Below are 15,957 nucleotides of genomic sequence, written 5' to 3'. Positions count from 1 at the left end.
ATTGCAAATGATTATCAAGACGACTGGAAAATGTCAGTAAAGTACCGTAAAAGCTTTTAACGCTGTGGCGGGGGCTGACTATGATGCTGCGGATACCGTACAGTCTGTCCGGTTTTCAGCCGTAATGTTGTCGTTTAGTCAGGATCAGGTTATGTATTTTCGCCCAGGGCCAGGCGCTGGTTTGAAGTCGTACTGGCGGGTCACCGCTATGGCGGTAGTTCCTTTATTGTCGGCCTGCAGCTCACTGCAACCGTTATCTCCGCCCCCTCCGGCTGACAATCCACTGTTAACGGCTCTGGCAACCGAGCAAGCGCTCAACCCGGCAGATTCCACCCCATCCGGCTGGTGGCAGAACTTTGCGGATGCGCAGCTGAATCAGCTGGTGGACAACGCATTACGCCATAACTACAGCCTGCAGGCGTCGCTGGCGCGGTTGCAGAGCAGCGCCGCCCTGATGCGCCAGCAGGACAGCGATCTGTATCCCAGTGTCGACCTGAACGCCGGCAAAAGCCGCAGCTGGCGGCGTGACAGCACCAGCGATCAGTGGAGTGCCGGACTGACGGCGTCTTACGAACTGGATTTCTGGGGGGCGCTGGCCGCCAGTCGTGATCAGGCCGGTTTTAATCTGTATTCCAGTCAGGCGGCGGCGCGTTTACAGGCCAATACCGTGGCGGCTCAGGTCGCCGGTGCCTGGTTTGGTTATGTCAAAGAACAACGCCAGCTGGTGTTGCTGGAACAACAGCAACAACGCATCGATGCCGGACTGACGGTGATTAATGCCCGCTTTCAGCGCGGCCGGGCTCAGGTATCGGATGTCTGGCAACAACAAACGCTGCTGGAATCGATCAACAGTGACGTCATTCAGTCCCGCGCCAGCCGCGACATTTATTATCAGCAGCTGCAGTTGTGGCTGGGTGATAGCGCTCCGGTCGCCGGGCAGGATGGCGCTCAGCTGCCGGACATCCATGACGCTCACAGCCAGGTAACGTTGGCGGCCGTCAGCCAGCGCCCGGACGTACAGCGGGCCTGGTATGAGGTACAGGCCGCTTATGCCGGTGTGGCGGTGGCCGAAGCCGCCCGCTACCCACGTTTCACTTTGTCCGCCAGTTACACCGGGCAGGCGCCACAACTGGAAGATGTATTCGATAACTGGATGGCCAATCTGGCGGCCAATCTGGTATTGCCACTGATTGATGGTGGCCAGCGCCGTGCCCAGCTCGACGCCCGTCAGGCGACCCTCGATGCAACCCTGGCGGAGTATCAGCAAAGCCTGTTGGCAGCGGCTCAGGAAGTACAGCAACAGCTGGTGCGGGAGCGCGAACAACAGGCGCTGGCCGGTAGTCTTAACCGGCGTTTGTTGCTGGCGCGGAAAAACGAAGCATTCCAGAGCAGCCGTTACGCCAAAGGGGTGGGGGATTTCTTATCGTTGCTGACCGCGCAACGTGAGGTGCTGGCGCTGGAGCGTCAGCTACTGGCCAATCAGTTTAGTGCGGTACAGACCCGCATCGCATTGTATCAGGCGGTCAGTCATGGCCGTTTTAGCGCGACTGAGACGGCGGTAAACACATTCTCTTCAGCTGCACAGACACAGGATAACAGCGACTTATGAGTTCCTTGGATTCCGGGGCACGCCCGGCAGGTCAACAACGGGCGATCAATGCCCTGATTGCGGTGCTGATTGTAGCCGCCGGTATTGCGGCGGCGTATCTGGTGATGAACAGTGCACCACGGCCGGGCAAAATCAAGCCACAGGCCAGTGCCCGGCTGGTGGAAGCGGAAACACTGGCGCTCAGTCAGCAGCGCCCGCAATGGCGCACCGGTGGCCGGGTGCTGGCGGCGCAACAGGTCCAGCTGACGCCCCAGGTGAGTGGCCGCATTATTGACATTGCCGCGGCTGCGGTACCCGGAGCACGGCTGAATCAGGGGGACCTGCTGGCCCGTATCGATCCGGCCGATTATCAGTTGCAGCTGCAGCAGCGTCAGGCAGCACTGATCAAGGCACAGGCGGCGCTGGAGATAGAGCAGGGGCAGAGTTCGCTGGCGGCGGAAGAGTATCAGCTGGCCGCCACCGAGTTGTCCGAGCAGGACAAGGCGCTGGTGTTGCGCAAACCACAGATTGCCCAGGCCCGGGCGGAAGTAAAAACTGCCAAAGCGTTGTTACGCCAGGCACAGCTGAATCTGCAGCGCAGTTATGTACGTATGCCGTTTGATGGCCAGATCAACAGTCGCCATATCTCCCTCGGCAGCCAGGTGTCGGCGGCCACGGTAACCTTTGATCTGGTCAACAGCGATGAATTCTGGATTGAAGTCAAAGTGCCGGCGGATTTCCTGGCATTACTCGACGACCAGCATGTGGTTGAGGTGCATCAGTCGGGGTGGGGCCAGCGACGCCGTCAGGCGCGGGTGTTGCACCGCTTGCCGGCGGTCGACAGTGCTGACCGTCAGGCCAAGCTGATGCTGGTGCTGAATGATCCGCTGGCGCGTGATAATCCGCAGTTGCCCGCGGTCCTGTTAAACGACTTTGTGGAAGTGGTGTTATTTGCCCGGCCGCTGGCCAACAGCTATCAGGTTGCTAATCGCTATATCGATCAGCAGCAGCGGGTCTGGGTGGTGAATGACGGTCAGTTGCAGCAGCGTCAGGTTGAGGTGTTGTATCAGGGGCGTGAAAGCAGCTGGGTAGCCGCTGCTGGCGACGCCGGTTTGCAGCCCGGTGATCGGTTGTTAAGCAGCCGGGTGGATGCACCGGTCAGTGGTATGCCAGTGCGGGTGGTGGGGGACTCAGCCGCCCCGGCCGACGCGCTGGTGAACGATGATGCCGCGGCTGCGGCCCGCACACGCCGGGGGTCCTGATGGCAGATCATAAGCTGGCCTCCCGCCGTGGACCGGTGGCCTGGATGTCGGAACACCGCATCGCCCCCAACCTGTTGATGGCGTTTCTGATCGTGGGTGGCTTTTTGATGTCGCTGGCGATCCGTAAAGAGTTTATCCCGCCGTATGAAGCCGACGTGGTGAATGTGTCGGTGGCTTACCCGGGCGCCACGCCGTCTGAAATGGAGCAGGGCGTGGTGCTGCCGATTGAAAATGAACTGGCGTCACTGGAGGGCTTTAAAGAGATCGATTCACGGGTTTTCCGTGGCAGTGCCAGCGTCAACGTTGAACTGGAAAACGGCGCTGACAAGCAAAAGGCGTATCAGGATATTCAGCAGGCGGTGAATCGTATCAGTACGTTTCCGGCGGACATTGAGCGGCCGGTGGTCAGCCTGGCAAGTCGTTCGATTGAAGTCATGGAGCTGGCACTGTTCGGGCCGCTGGAGCGCTTTGAGCTGAAACGTGTTGCCGAGCGCATTAAAGATCAGCTGCTGGCTTCGCCGGACATCAGCAAGGTGGAATTGAATGGTCTGCCGGATGAAGAAATTCAGATTGAAATCCGCCAGCTGGATCTGCAACGCTACGGCCTGACGCTGGCCGATGTGGCGCGGGTGATCGGTAATAATGCGCTGGAGCAAAGCGCCGGTGCGGTAAAAACCGACGGCGGCGATATCCTGGTGACCCTGGACGACAAGGTTTATTGGGCCGACGATTTCAAACAGATTCCACTGATCAGCGACGCTCAGGGCGTGCAACTGCGGCTGGGTGATGTAGCGACGATCATTGATGGCTTCAGTGATTCATACCGCCTGGTGACGTATAACGGCCAGACATCGATCCGCTTTGATATTTACCGCGCTGAAAACCAGACACCACTGACGGTGGTTGATGCAGCCCATGCCATTCTCGCCGAGATCCGTCCGCAACTGGCCCCCGGTGTGGAATTGATTGTTACCGATGATGATGGTGAAACCTACCGTCAGCGGGTTGGCCTGTTGCTGAAGAATGCCGCCATTGGCTTAATTCTGGTAATGGTGCTGCTCAGCCTGTTTCTTGAATACCGGCTGGCGTTCTGGGTCACCATGGGCATTCCGACGGCCTTTATGGGCGCGATGCTGTTGCTGCCGCTGTGGGATATGTCGATCAATATGATCTCTATGTTCGCTTTTATTGTGGCACTGGGGATTGTGGTGGACGATGCCATCATTGCCGGTGAAAACATCTACGAACATATGCAGCAGGGTATGCCGTTTCATGATGCCGCCATTGTTGGTGCGCGTGAAATTGCCATGCCACTGGCGTTCGCCATTTTAACCAATGTGGCGGCGTTTTTGCCGTTGCTCAGCCTGCCGGGTTTTATGGGTAAACTGTTTATTGCCATCCCGATTGTGGTAATCAGCTGTTTCCTGATTTCCTGGCTGGAAGCGCTGTTTATTCTGCCAACGCATTTAGCCCACCTGAAAGAAAAATCCGACTCCCGTATCGGCCGCAAACTGGAGCGTTTCCAGCAGGGGGTTGATCGTCGTCTGCAGCATTTTATCAATCGGCGTTACCTGCCGGTGCTGGATGGCGCTTTGGCGCGTCCGGCAGTGACTCTGGCCATTGCGCTGGTGGTGGGTGCGATCGTTCTGGCGTATCCGGCCAGCGGGCGCATGGGGTTCAGTATGTTCCCCCGGCTGGAAGGCGAATTCGCGGTGGCAACGGTTGAACTGCCCAGTAATGCGCCTCTGTCGCAGGCACAGCGGGTTCGGGAGCACCTGGAAGCCAGCCTGAAACAGGTGTCGCAACCGTTTGCTGACAGTGACACGCCCTTGGTGGTGAGTGTTGAAGGCAGCATTACCGGTTCCAGTATTGAGGTTGAAGCACGCCTGGTGGATGCCGAAGTGCGACCCATCAACGCCAATGAAACGGTGAAACGCTGGCGTCAGTACATTGGTGAAATTCCCGGTATCCGCAGCCTGACGTTTGACGCCGAACGCGGGGGCGGCCCGTCGGGCGGGTTTGGCTTAACGGTTGAACTGCGCGGCAGTAATTCCGATGAACTGATGCAGGCGTCGGCAGCGCTGGCCAATGAAATGGCGCAGCTGTCCGGGGTTAAGGACGTCGCCAACAGTTTTGAAAGCGGTTCGCCGCAATGGGATATCGAACTGAATGATCTGGGTCGCAGCCTGAAACTGGATGCCAGCGACGTGGCAGGGCAAATACGCGCCGCTTTATACGGCTCGCGCGCGCTGCGCCAACAGCGCGAACGTAATGAAGTCACAGTGCTGGTGCGTTTGCCGCTGGAAGAGCGCTCCTATGGCAGTGATATTGAACGCCTGCTGGTGCGCACACCCGCCGGCGGCTACGTGTTGCTGGGCGATATTGCTACGCTGCAAAAAGAGCGGGCGCCGGCATCGATCCGACGCCGTGACGGTCAGCAGATCGTCAGTGTTACCTCGGAAGTGGAACCACGGGAGCAGATCCCGGCGGTTATGACGGTGCTGCGCCAGGAGGTGTTCCCACAGCTGCAGGCACGTTATCCATCGGTTGAATTCAGCTTCCGCGGACGCCAGCAGCGCACCCAGGAAAGTATGGACAGTCTGCAGTTGTACGGTATGTTCTCAATGCTGTTGATTTACGCGTTATTAGCTATACCGTTTCGCAGTTACACCCAGCCACTGCTGATTATGCTGGTGATTCCGTTTGGTGCCGTCGGCGCGGTGATTGGCCATCTGTTACTCGATCTGGCCGGGCGCAATATGGGCATGAGTATTATGAGCATTATGGGCATCGTGGCACTGGCCGGGGTGGTGGTGAATGACTCCCTGATTCTGGTGACCTATGCCAATCAGCAGGTTAAAGAAAAAGGCCTGTCGGCGTTGCAGGCGGTACGGGCGGCCGGGGTACGGCGGTTCCGGCCAATCCTGTTAACCACCTTAACCACGTTTGGCGGGCTGGCACCGATGGTGTTCGAAAGCTCACGCCAGGCGCAGTTTATTACACCGATGGCGGTGTCGTTAGGGTTTGGTATTTTGTTTACCACCTTTGTCTGCCTGCTGGTGTTACCGGCGATTTATGTGTTGCTGGATGATCTGTTGCGGCTGTTTGATAAACCGGCTGCCACACAGCAGCCGGAGCATAGGCAGCAACCCTGAGGGCGGTTGCTGATGAACAAAACCGCCACCCGTGAGGATGGCGGTTTTCGGGTCTGGCAGTTTAGTCTCTGACCGCCTGGCTGAATCAGAAAAAGCCCAGCGGGTCGGTGCTGTAACTGACCAGCAGGTTTTTGGTCTGCTGATAATGATCCAGCATCATCTTATGGGTTTCACGGCCGACACCGGATTTTTTATAGCCACCAAAGGCGGCGTGTGCCGGATACGCGTGGTAACAGTTGGTCCATACCCGGCCGGCTTCAATCCCCCGGCCCATACGGTAAGCGCGGTTCATATCGCGTGACCAGACGCCGGCACCGAGACCAAATTCGGTATCGTTAGCGATCGCCAGTGCTTCTGCTTCGTCTTTAAACGTTGTTACCGCCACCACGGGACCAAAAATTTCTTCCTGGAACACGCGCATATCGTTATGGCCTTTTAACAGGGTAGGCTGAATGTAATAACCCTGGCTCAGCTCGCCGTCGAGGGATTCTGCCGCACCACCGGTTAATACTTCGGCGCCTTCGGCACGGCCGATATCCAGATAGCCGAGGATTTTATCGTACTGTTCCTGAGAGGCCTGAGCCCCGACCATGGTGTCGGTATCCAGCGGGTTGCCACGTTTGATCTGAGCGATGCGGTCGATCACTTTGGCCATAAAGGTGTCGTACATACTTTCCTGAATCAGCAGGCGGCTGGGGCAGGTGCAGACTTCGCCCTGATTAAAAAACGCCAGTACCGTGCCTTCAACGGCTTTGCTGAGGAAGCTGTCTTCGTGGTCGAGCACGTCGGCGAAATAAATGTTGGGCGACTTGCCTCCCAGCTCCACCGTCGACGGAATAATATTATCGGCGGCACATTTCATAATATGGGCACCTACCGGTGTGGAGCCGGTAAAGGCAATTTTGGCAATGCGGGTTGAGCTGGCCAGCGCCTGGCCGGCTTCAGCCCCCAGTCCGTTGACGATGTTGAGCACACCGGCAGGGAACAGATCGCCAATCAGTTCCGCCAGTATCAGAATCGATACCGGAGTTTGTTCCGCCGGTTTCAGAATGACGCAGTTACCGGCGGCCAGTGCCGGTGCCAGTTTCCAGGCGGCCATTAATAACGGGAAATTCCACGGGATAATCTGACCCACCACGCCCAGCGGTTCGTGAAAATGATAAGCCACGGTGGTTTCGTCGATTTCACCAATGCTGCCTTCCTGAGCGCGGATACAGCCGGCAAAATAACGGAAGTGATCGGCGGCCAGCGGCACGTCGGCGGCCAGGGTTTCGCGTACGGCTTTGCCGTTATCCCAGGTTTCTGCCACGGCCAGGGTTTCCAGATTGGCTTCAATCCGGTCAGCCACTTTTAACAGGATGTTGGCTCGATCGGTAACGGAGGTTTTCCCCCAGCTGGCTTTGGCGCTGTGGGCAGCATCCAGCGCCCGTTCGATATCGGCGGCGTCGGAACGTGGCACCTGGCAGAATACCTGACCATTGACCGGGCTGACGTTATCCATATAACGGCCGTTGGCAGGCTTCAGCCATTCACCACCAATAAAATTCTGGTACTGATCTTTAAAGGTAACAACCGAATTCGCTTGTCCTGGATTGGCATAAATCATGGAATATCTCCTTGTTATTGTGATTCCCGGTGTCGGACTTTGGTCGACCATGGCCGGGGGTTGTGCCATTTCAGGGTATGTGGTCTGATGAAAAATCACTTGCCTGAGCGTCTTTTTCAGTTGGCTGTGCGTCCGCTGAGGCAAGTGGATATGCCACGGGTAAGCTTAAATTCAGCCGTCCTCGTCCTCTTGATTGCACCGGAGTGCCCATGACTCAGCAGGCCGTTTGTCAGAATCCGCTTCAGCAACGGGCGGCGTTTAACCGGCGCCGGGTTATGGCCGGCTCAGGCCCGCAGCAACTGGTGGAAAACCGCACCGTGTTTGAACACCACGAAGTCGAACTGTCGATTTACGATACCTTCGCCCGGGCCGAAAAAGTGCAGCTGCAGGCCGATGAGGTATTGTATTGCGGCATGATCAGCGGCCAGAAAGTACTGCACGGCAAACACCACTTTAATGCCGAATTTGTACCCCACGAGTCGTTTGTGATGGCCCCCGGCGAACAGGTGGCAATCGATTTTCCCGATGCCAGCGAACAGCAGCCAACCAGTTGCCTGACGCTGGGAATCAGCCGCGATCGTCTGCGCCAGGTATGTGATCAGCTGAATCAGGCCAATCCGTTGCCGCGTGAACTGGGGGAATGGCGGCCGGAACAGGATCATGTGCTGCACCTGTATCACACCGAAGCCACCCAGCAGTTGTTAATCCGTATCGTCGATTGTTTTCTCGGTCGCGACAGCGACCGTGATCTGGTGCTGAATCTCGGGGTCACTGAGCTGTTAACCCGGATGTTACGGCAGCAGGGGCGTAATTTTTTATTACATTGTGCGCGCAAAGATCCCACCCTGAACGGCCTGACTGACGCCGTGCGCTTTATTGATGATCATCTGGCGCAGGCCATCCGTGTGGAACAGTTATGCCGTATTGCCTGTATGTCGCGCAGCCGGTTTTATCAGCAGTTCCGGCACGTGATGGGCTGCGGACCGATGGAATACCTGCAGCAGCGGCGGCTGGACAAAGCCCGCGAGCTGATCGCCGCCGGGCATGGCATCACTGAGGTGTGTTATCAGGTGGGTTATGTCAGTGCCAGTCATTTCAGTCGTCGTTTTCAGCAGCAGTACGGTGTGACTCCCCGCCAGTATGGCCGTCAGCAGGGCGCTGCTGCACTGGCAGAGGTATGACGAACATGCGGCGCATGTTACCGCTCAGTCTGTTTTGGCTGCTGGCTTGCCTGGCCGGCAGCGTCACTGCCGATAACGCCATTCGTGTGGCTCCGGGGTATCAGCTGCAACGTCTGGCCGAGGTGCCGGGGGCACGGCAAATGGTGTTGTCGCCAGCCGGGCACCTGTACGTCGGCAGCCGGCAATACGGCAAGGTTCATGTGGTGCGGAATTTCAGTCGCGGTGGCCGCCAGGCCGAGGTGATCCTGGAAGGTGTGTCTATGCCTTCGGGGCTGGCCATGGACGCCAACGGTGATCTGCTGGTGGCGGCGGTGAATGAAATCTGGTTGCTGGCTGCCGCGGATCAGCGTCTGGCCAGCAGCACTCAGGCCGCTCAGCTCAGTCGCCACTGGCAGCTGTTAACCGATGCCTTGCCGCAGCACAGTCATCACGGCTGGAAAGCTATAGAAGTGAGTCCGGATCAGCAAACACTGGTGGTGCCGGTGGGAGCACCGTGTAACATTTGTCTGGTTTTTCCGCACGCCGATGAGCCAACCGGAACGATACTGGCGCTTGATCTGAGCGCGTTAAAAGCCGGCAAGCTGCAATACCACATCCTGGCGATGGGGGTGCGCAACAGTGTTGGCATGGCGTTTCATCCGGAATCCGGGGAATTATGGTTCAGCGATAACGGCCGTGACTGGCTGGGTGATGATCTACCCGCCTGTGAAATTAACCGTGTGCCTATGGGCTGGAAAAGCCGGCCACACTTTGGTTTTCCGTTTGTGCATGCTGATGCACAAGGTGGCCAGCTGCCAGAGCCACACGCCGAAATCCGCCGTCAGCATCCCGGCGAGCTGCCGTTTATTGATCCACAAATTGTGCTGCAGGCTCACAGCGCACCGTTGGGAATTCATTTTTATCAGGGGCCTTATAAGGCGTTAGCCGGCCATTTACTGGTGGCGGAACACGGCAGCTGGAACCGCAGTACGCCGGTGGGGTACCGCGTTACCGCGTATGCTGCCGCGACAAGTGAGCCCGGCGTGCTGGTGGATTTTCTCGACGGCGAACAAAAACTTGGTCGGCCGGTGGACATTATTGAGCAGGGGGATGGTTCACTGCTGATCAGCGATGACGCTAACGGTCTGATCTGGCATCTGAGTCGCGCCAGCCGGTCGGATTGATTATGAATTTTTCTTGTTGTAACGTGAAAATTCACCAATTTTATTAATAATAAACTTCATTTACAGTCCTCTCATTAATCAGTTTTAACACGAGACAATGAGATGGCACAGCAACACAACCTTGGTTTTCCCCGGATTGGCGATCAGCGCCAGTTAAAGTTTGCTCTGGAAAATTTCTGGCAGGGACAGAGCGACGAAGCCGCCCTGCAAAGCACCGCACAACAGATTCGCCAGCACAACTGGCAGCTGCAGCAACACCTGCAGCAGGTGCCGGTGGGTGATTTTTCGTTCTACGACCAGGTGCTGGATATGAGTGTGACGCTGGGGAACCTGCCGGCCCGGGTGGCGCAGCTAAACGGCACGGAACTGGACAATTATTTCCGCATCGCCCGTGGTCGCTCCGCCGCTGACAGTCATTGTGGCTGCGTGGCGGCAGCAGAAATGACCAAATGGTTCGACACCAACTATCACTACATTGTGCCGGAAGTGACCGCCGACAGTCAGTTTGAGCTGAATCCGCAACGTCTGCTGCAGCAGTTAAAACAGGCCCGGCGTCAGGGGATCAGCGCCAAACCCGTGATTATTGGCCCGCTGACGTATCTGGCACTGGCGAAGAGTAAAGACGGTAGTGAACCACTGAATCTGCTGCCCCGCTTATTGCCGGTATACAGCCAGTTGCTGGAACAGCTGGCTGACGGCGGTGCTGAATGGGTACAGGTGGATGAACCCATTCTGGTAACCGACCTCGACAGCCAGTGGAAGAACGCCTTTGAGCAGGCGTACCACACATTAAAATCCAACCGCCCACAGCTGCTGCTGACCACCTACTTTGGCAAACTGGAAGACAACCTGCAGCTGGCCTGCAACCTGCCGGTGGCTGGTTTACATCTGGATGTTGCCAGCGATCAGAGCGAGCTGAACAAAGTACTCGACTGGCTGCCGGTGCATAAAGTGTTATCGCTTGGGGTCATCAACGGCCGCAATATCTGGAAAGCGGATATTCATGCCATTCTCGACTGGCTGGAGCCGGTGGCAGAACGCCTGGCAGAGCGGTTATGGCTGGCGCCGAGCTGTTCGCTGTTACATGTACCGGTGGATCTCGACAGTGAAGTGGCGCTGGATAGCGAAATCCGCAACTGGCTGGCGTTTGCCAAACAGAAATTGCAGGAGCTGGATTTGATCTGCCAGGCCATTAACCTGGGGCGTGACGGACTGGATGCCAGCCAGCAGGCGCAGCTGGCGGCTAACCGCGCGGCGCTGCAGTCGCGTCGCGCATCGCCACGGGTCACCAATCCGGCAGTGCAGCAGGCGGTAGCAGCCATTACCCCGCAGCTGGGGCAACGGCAGTCAGCGTATGCCCAGCGTGTCCTGCAACAGCAGCAGACACTGACGTTGCCGCTGTATCCAACCACCACCATAGGATCGTTTCCGCAAACCAGCGAAATCCGCCAGTTCCGGCGGCGCTTCCGCCAGGGGGAGCTGAGTGCCGCGGCGTATCAGTCGTATATGCAGCAGGAAATTGAATTCTGCATCCGTGAGCAGGAAGCGCTGGGGCTGGACGTACTGGTTCATGGCGAACCGGAGCGTAACGACATGGTGGAATATTTTGGTGAACAACTCGACGGTTATGCCTTCAGTCGTTTTGGCTGGGTGCAGTCGTACGGTTCACGCTGTGTTAAACCACCGATTTTATTTGGCGATATTTCCCGGCCGCAACCAATGACGGTCGGCTGGGCGCAATACGCGCAGTCGCTGACGGCTAAACCGGTTAAAGGTATGCTGACCGGCCCGGTGACTATTCTGAACTGGTCGTTTGTGCGCGATGATCAGCCGTTACAAACCAGTTGTGAACAACTGGCGCTGGCCATCCGTGAAGAGGTTCAGGACCTGGAAGCCGCCGGTATCCAGATTATTCAGATTGACGAAGCGGCGTTGCGTGAAGGTTTGCCGTTGCGTCGCAGTGAATGGCAGACGTACCTCGACTGGGCGGTGAACAGTTTCCGTATCTGCGCCAACGGCGTCAGCGACCGTACTCAGATTCACACCCATATGTGTTATTCCGAATTTAACGACATTATCCGCGCCATTGCGGCGATGGATGCCGATGTGATTACCATCGAAACGTCACGTTCGGATATGGAATTATTGCAGGCGTTTGAGGATTTTGAATACCCTAACGAAATAGGCCCGGGGGTTTACGATATTCATTCTCCCAATATTCCGGGCCAACAACAGATAGTGACCCTGATGGAGAAAGCCGCCCGGCGGATCCCGGCACAGCGTTTATGGGTCAACCCGGACTGCGGATTAAAAACCCGCCAGTGGCCGGAAGTCACTCCGGCATTGCAGGCGATGGTTGCCGCTGCACGTCAGCTGCGCCAGCAGGCAGCTCACTCTGCACCAGCCCGGCAAAACGGGGCTGAAGCCGTCAGCGTCTGAATACCAGGGGCCATAACCGTTAAACCGCCTGTGCACATGCCGGGCGGTTTTTTATGGCCTTTTTTTATGGTCCTTGGCGCCACTAATCAAAATCATACGGCATCGCCGGCTGGGCATCGCGGCGGATACTGAGGGTTTTGCCCGCCGCCGGAAAGGCCCGCTGCGGGCATCCTTTGCGTTCACATACCCGGCAGCCGGGACCAATATCATCCACCAGGCTGTCGCTGCTGAGGTTTAGGCCATCGGCGTATACCAGCCGGTGCGCGTGTTGCAGTTCGCAGCCCAGACCGATAGCAAAGATGCGGCTTGGCGCATGGTAATGGCCACCGCCGCGTACCACTTGTTTGGCGATGCAAAAATAGCGCTGACCGTCCGGCATGCGGGCGACCTGGGTTAATACTTTTTGTGGTGTGGTAACGGCTTCGTGGATATTCCAGATCGGGCAGGCACCGCCGGTGCGGGCGAAATGGAAACTGGTCGCACTCTGACGTTTGGAAATATTACCGGCCTGATCGACCCGGACAAAATAAAACGGCACCCCCTGCTGATCACGTCGTTGCAGGGTGCTGAGGCGATGACACACCTGTTCGCTGGATACCTGAAATGCGTGTTCCAGATATTCAATATCATAACGGCTGTGTTCAGCTGCCTGTAAAAAGGCGCGATAGGGCATCAGTAAGGCACCGGCAAAATAATTTGCCAGACCAATACGCAGCAGTTCATTAGCCTGGTCGCCGGCCAGCGCGGCCTGGCGGCAGATGTCATCCAGTACGTCCTGGTATTGCACCAGAGCGATATGTGATGCCATCTGAAAAATCTGCTGGCGCACCGGCAGTTGTTCGGCGGCTTCCAGCGTAATAGCGGACTTGTGAAGATAATGCTGCAGCTGATCGCGCAGATGACCGGCTTCAAAACGATAACGCTGGGCCAGTGCTTCGGCTGCGCGATCAAGCTCGTCGATGTAGTTATTGCGCTGATAAAAAAAATCGCGCACCTGCTCATGGGGCAGCGGGGTCAGATGGGCGGTGTGTTGTTCACCGTAAAAGCGCTGAATCAGTTGCTCATAATCCTGCCGGATGCGGGCGTATTGATGAAATAAACCGGCCATTGCAGCGGCCATTTCCGGCTGCTGATCGACCAGTTGCTGGATCTGTTGTGGTGCCAGGTTGTGTTCCGCTAACACCGGATCTTTGCTGGCTAATACGATGTCAGCCGTCAGGTGGTCGTGCTGATCGGACGAAAACTGCGCCACATCGATATGAAAAGCCGTCGACAGTTTCACCAGTACCGCTGCCGACACCGGCCGCTGATTGTTTTCCAGCTGGTTCAGGTAACTGTGCGACAGCCCCAGTTGTTGTGCACACTGTGCCTGATTCAGCTGGTGTTGTTCACGCAGACGGCGCAGGCGTGGGCCGATATACAGTTTTTTGCTCATGGTGGTGTCGTCACAGTGGCAGGGAAATGCAGCATAACGCCATTTGCAAACCTTGCAAATAACGACCTTTGCATAAGTGCTGGCCGCAGCACCCGGGATAACCACGGCGGTGGCCGTTTTTACTATTGAAAGCAAGCTCAGTATCATGCCGGGTTAACCGAACTTCTGACCGAAAAAGGAAACCCGCGTGTTTCAGGGAACCCGTTTATTGTTCATCTGGCTGGGGCTGATGCTGCCGGCTGTGGCACTGGCCGACGTGGTCACTATGGTGCGTGATTACACCTATAACGCCAGCGAAAATGATTCCAAGGTGTCAGCCCGCAAAGCGGCACTGCAACAATTACAGGTGTTGCTGATTGAAGAGGTGGGGGTGCAGGTGCAGTCCCGCTTTGATCAGCAGCAACGACTGGAAGGCGAAGACTTCAGCCGCACGGTACAGGCCAATTACCAGACCTTTGCCCGGGCGTTAACCAAAACCCGTATCCTCGAAGAACGCTGGAACGGTGAAACCTTTTACCTCAAAGCTGAGGTCGAGGTGGACCCGGATGGTATTGGCCAGCAGATTGCGGCCTTGGTGACGCCGGCAATCAAGCCGGGTGTCAGTCCTTGTGAAACGGTGCGCCTGGCGGTGGTGGCTGAGCTGAAAAAAACGCCGTCGCCGGCGCGTAACCAGCGCCTGACGGAATACGCGCTACAGGCGCCGATCGATAACGACTGCCACCGCTGGCAATACGCGGTGTTGTCGAGCCTGAAAGGCAGCCGTTTTCCGGCGACCGGGTATCGCAGCTGGCTGTTTGAGGAAATTGCCGCCAGTGCCGATCATGAACTCCCTCAGTTATTACCCAGGGTGATCAGCTTTGTCTTTTCCGATTTGCATCATACTCAGGCGCTGAGTGACAAAGAGTGGCAACAGCTACAGCAGGCGTTAGCGCGGGTGGCTGCCGACCGGCTGAAACGGGTACTGAGAGCGTTGACCAATGCCTCTGTGCGGTTGCCACAAAATCCGGCCGCGACCACGTCTGCCGGGCGCTCGTGGCAATCAGCGGCGCTGTTGCAGCAACAGATTGACCAGTTGTTGCTTGCCGCTGATAACGGCCAGGTTGGCAAACCGGCGCTCAGCCGGGCGGCGTTATTATCCTTGTGGCTGCAGCTGCTGGCTGAGCGTCAGCCGCAACTGATGGTTGAGCTGTTGTTACAGCGGGGGGATCAGATCGCAGAGGTTACGCCGCTGGTGCAGCCGCTCAGCCGGTTTTATGAAACGCTGATTAAAGCCGCTGAGCCATCGCCTTTATTACCTGCCACGGATGAGGCGCTGCACTGGTTACTGGCACGCCTGGAGTCGGCGCCACAAACGCTCAGCCGGCGTCAGGCCAGTGCGTTGTATTTTTTACTGGAATTACAGCAGCGCAAATTAAAGGATAAAGCCCAGGCGCGCGAAGCCGAGGCCTGGCTGAGCCGTACCATCAAACCCTATCCGCAGTTCTGGGCGACCACCATCGCCGGTCAGCGCACCAGTGAGGTGACGAAAAATTTATGGTTTATCCGCTATCAATTACCGGGAGCCGAGGTGTGCCAGCCGCAGGATTGTGCTGCAGCGCTGTTTAGAGATAACAGCAATAGCGAGCTACAGCGCTATGCACAGTATCTGGAAGCTTACGGCGAACGGGCTGCCGTGGCTGAAGACCAGGTGATCCGTAAGCTGGAACGGCTGCAGGTACAACGCAGCAGCCCGTATCGCGGCACACTGAAAAAACTGATGATTCAGGTGCTGGTGAATATCCATAGTCGCGATAAACAAGCCCATCAGCTATTGGTAACCAGCCTGGAGGACTTTGATCACCGCGTGCCGGACGCTGCAGCTGCGGCATTGCAACAGCTGGGGGATGTGGCCCTGGCCCATATGATTGAGTTGTTTCCGTCGCAATCACCGCTGGTGCAACGCCGTATGGTGAAAGCCATGGGTAAGATGGCGGCCGATAAAACGATTGTGAGTTTTCTGAAAACCGTGCCCACCGATAACGATCACATGCGCTTTGCCGTCGAAGATGCACTGATGGCTCAGAGCCGCTGAGGCAAACGCCGGTGGTTATTCAGCCTCCTGCCAGTTGCTGGCCGGAGGCTTTTTTGT

General features: G+C 57.0%; 9 protein-coding genes. 7 read left to right on the top strand and 2 right to left on the bottom strand.

The genetic code is table 11. The annotated features are described in order from the left end of the window. Nucleotides 1-208 precede the first annotated feature (208 nt). The 3 genes from ACFOMG_RS08785 to ACFOMG_RS08775 are packed head-to-tail and all read left to right on the top strand — an operon-like array spanning nt 209 to nt 6,005. A complete protein-coding gene (locus tag ACFOMG_RS08785; RefSeq protein WP_376866067.1) occupies nt 209-1,609 on the top strand; it encodes an efflux transporter outer membrane subunit in 1,401 nt (466 codons plus the stop codon). Next, nucleotides 1,606-2,850 carry an efflux RND transporter periplasmic adaptor subunit gene (locus tag ACFOMG_RS08780; protein ID WP_376866066.1) on the top strand — a complete coding sequence of 415 codons (1,245 nt, stop codon included), beginning with the start codon at nt 1,606-1,608 and terminating at the stop codon, nt 2,848-2,850. Before ACFOMG_RS08785 ends, ACFOMG_RS08780 begins: the two co-directional genes overlap by 4 nt. Next, entirely contained in the window at nt 2,850-6,005 is a 3,156-nt protein-coding gene (locus tag ACFOMG_RS08775) for an efflux RND transporter permease subunit (RefSeq protein WP_376866064.1), read from the top strand. The genes ACFOMG_RS08780 and ACFOMG_RS08775 overlap by 1 nt, the downstream gene beginning before the upstream one ends. Nucleotides 6,006-6,090: 85 nt before the next feature. On the opposite strand, the gene exaC is transcribed toward ACFOMG_RS08775, so the two are convergent. Further along, nucleotides 6,091-7,611: an acetaldehyde dehydrogenase ExaC gene (gene exaC, locus ACFOMG_RS08770; RefSeq protein WP_376866062.1), complete on the bottom strand. Its 1,521-nt coding sequence runs from the start codon at nt 7,609-7,611 to the stop codon at nt 6,091-6,093. A gap of 209 nt (nt 7,612-7,820) precedes the next feature. On the opposite strand from exaC, the gene ACFOMG_RS08765 reads away from it, so the two are divergent. The 3 genes from ACFOMG_RS08765 to metE all read left to right on the top strand — a co-directional run bounded on the left by ACFOMG_RS08765 (nt 7,821) and on the right by metE (nt 12,394). Then, nucleotides 7,821-8,792 carry a helix-turn-helix transcriptional regulator gene (locus ACFOMG_RS08765; protein ID WP_376866061.1) on the top strand — a complete coding sequence of 324 codons (972 nt, stop codon included), beginning with the start codon at nt 7,821-7,823 and terminating at the stop codon, nt 8,790-8,792. Further along, entirely contained in the window at nt 8,789-9,955 is a 1,167-nt protein-coding gene (locus ACFOMG_RS08760; protein ID WP_376866060.1) for a PQQ-dependent sugar dehydrogenase, read from the top strand. Before ACFOMG_RS08765 ends, ACFOMG_RS08760 begins: the two co-directional genes overlap by 4 nt. Before the next feature lie 102 nt (nt 9,956-10,057). After that, complete coding sequence (metE, locus tag ACFOMG_RS08755; RefSeq protein WP_376866059.1) at nt 10,058-12,394, top strand: 5-methyltetrahydropteroyltriglutamate--homocysteine S-methyltransferase; 2,337 nt, start codon at nt 10,058-10,060, stop codon at nt 12,392-12,394. 82 nt (nt 12,395-12,476) lie between these two features. Here metE and ACFOMG_RS08750 read toward each other — a convergent pair whose 3' ends face one another. Beyond that, nucleotides 12,477-13,829 carry a short-chain fatty acyl-CoA regulator family protein gene (locus tag ACFOMG_RS08750; RefSeq protein ID WP_376866057.1) on the bottom strand — a complete coding sequence of 451 codons (1,353 nt, stop codon included), beginning with the start codon at nt 13,827-13,829 and terminating at the stop codon, nt 12,477-12,479. A 187-nt stretch (nt 13,830-14,016) separates the two neighbouring features. Between ACFOMG_RS08750 and ACFOMG_RS08745 the strand changes: the two genes are divergently transcribed. Further along, complete coding sequence (locus tag ACFOMG_RS08745; RefSeq protein WP_376866056.1) at nt 14,017-15,900, top strand: hypothetical protein; 1,884 nt, start codon at nt 14,017-14,019, stop codon at nt 15,898-15,900. The last annotated feature ends 57 nt before the right edge of the window (nt 15,901-15,957 follow it).

It is taken from the genome of Bacterioplanoides pacificum, from assembly GCF_042648445.1.
GTDB lineage: Bacteria > Pseudomonadota > Gammaproteobacteria > Pseudomonadales > Oceanobacteraceae > Bacterioplanoides > Bacterioplanoides pacificum.
Note: the sequence above shows the minus strand (reverse complement) of the source record. Positions and strands in the feature narration are given on the sequence as shown.

Coding starts and splice junctions, on each gene's coding strand:
- ACFOMG_RS08785 (WP_376866067.1), top strand. CDS start 209: ATGGCGGTAGTTCCTTTATTGTCGGCCTGCAGCTCACTGCAACCGTTA.
- ACFOMG_RS08780 (WP_376866066.1), top strand. CDS start 1,606: ATGAGTTCCTTGGATTCCGGGGCACGCCCGGCAGGTCAACAACGGGCG.
- ACFOMG_RS08775 (WP_376866064.1), top strand. CDS start 2,850: ATGGCAGATCATAAGCTGGCCTCCCGCCGTGGACCGGTGGCCTGGATG.
- exaC (WP_376866062.1), bottom strand. CDS start 7,611: ATGATTTATGCCAATCCAGGACAAGCGAATTCGGTTGTTACCTTTAAA.
- ACFOMG_RS08765 (WP_376866061.1), top strand. CDS start 7,821: ATGACTCAGCAGGCCGTTTGTCAGAATCCGCTTCAGCAACGGGCGGCG.
- ACFOMG_RS08760 (WP_376866060.1), top strand. CDS start 8,789: ATGACGAACATGCGGCGCATGTTACCGCTCAGTCTGTTTTGGCTGCTG.
- metE (WP_376866059.1), top strand. CDS start 10,058: ATGGCACAGCAACACAACCTTGGTTTTCCCCGGATTGGCGATCAGCGC.
- ACFOMG_RS08750 (WP_376866057.1), bottom strand. CDS start 13,829: ATGAGCAAAAAACTGTATATCGGCCCACGCCTGCGCCGTCTGCGTGAA.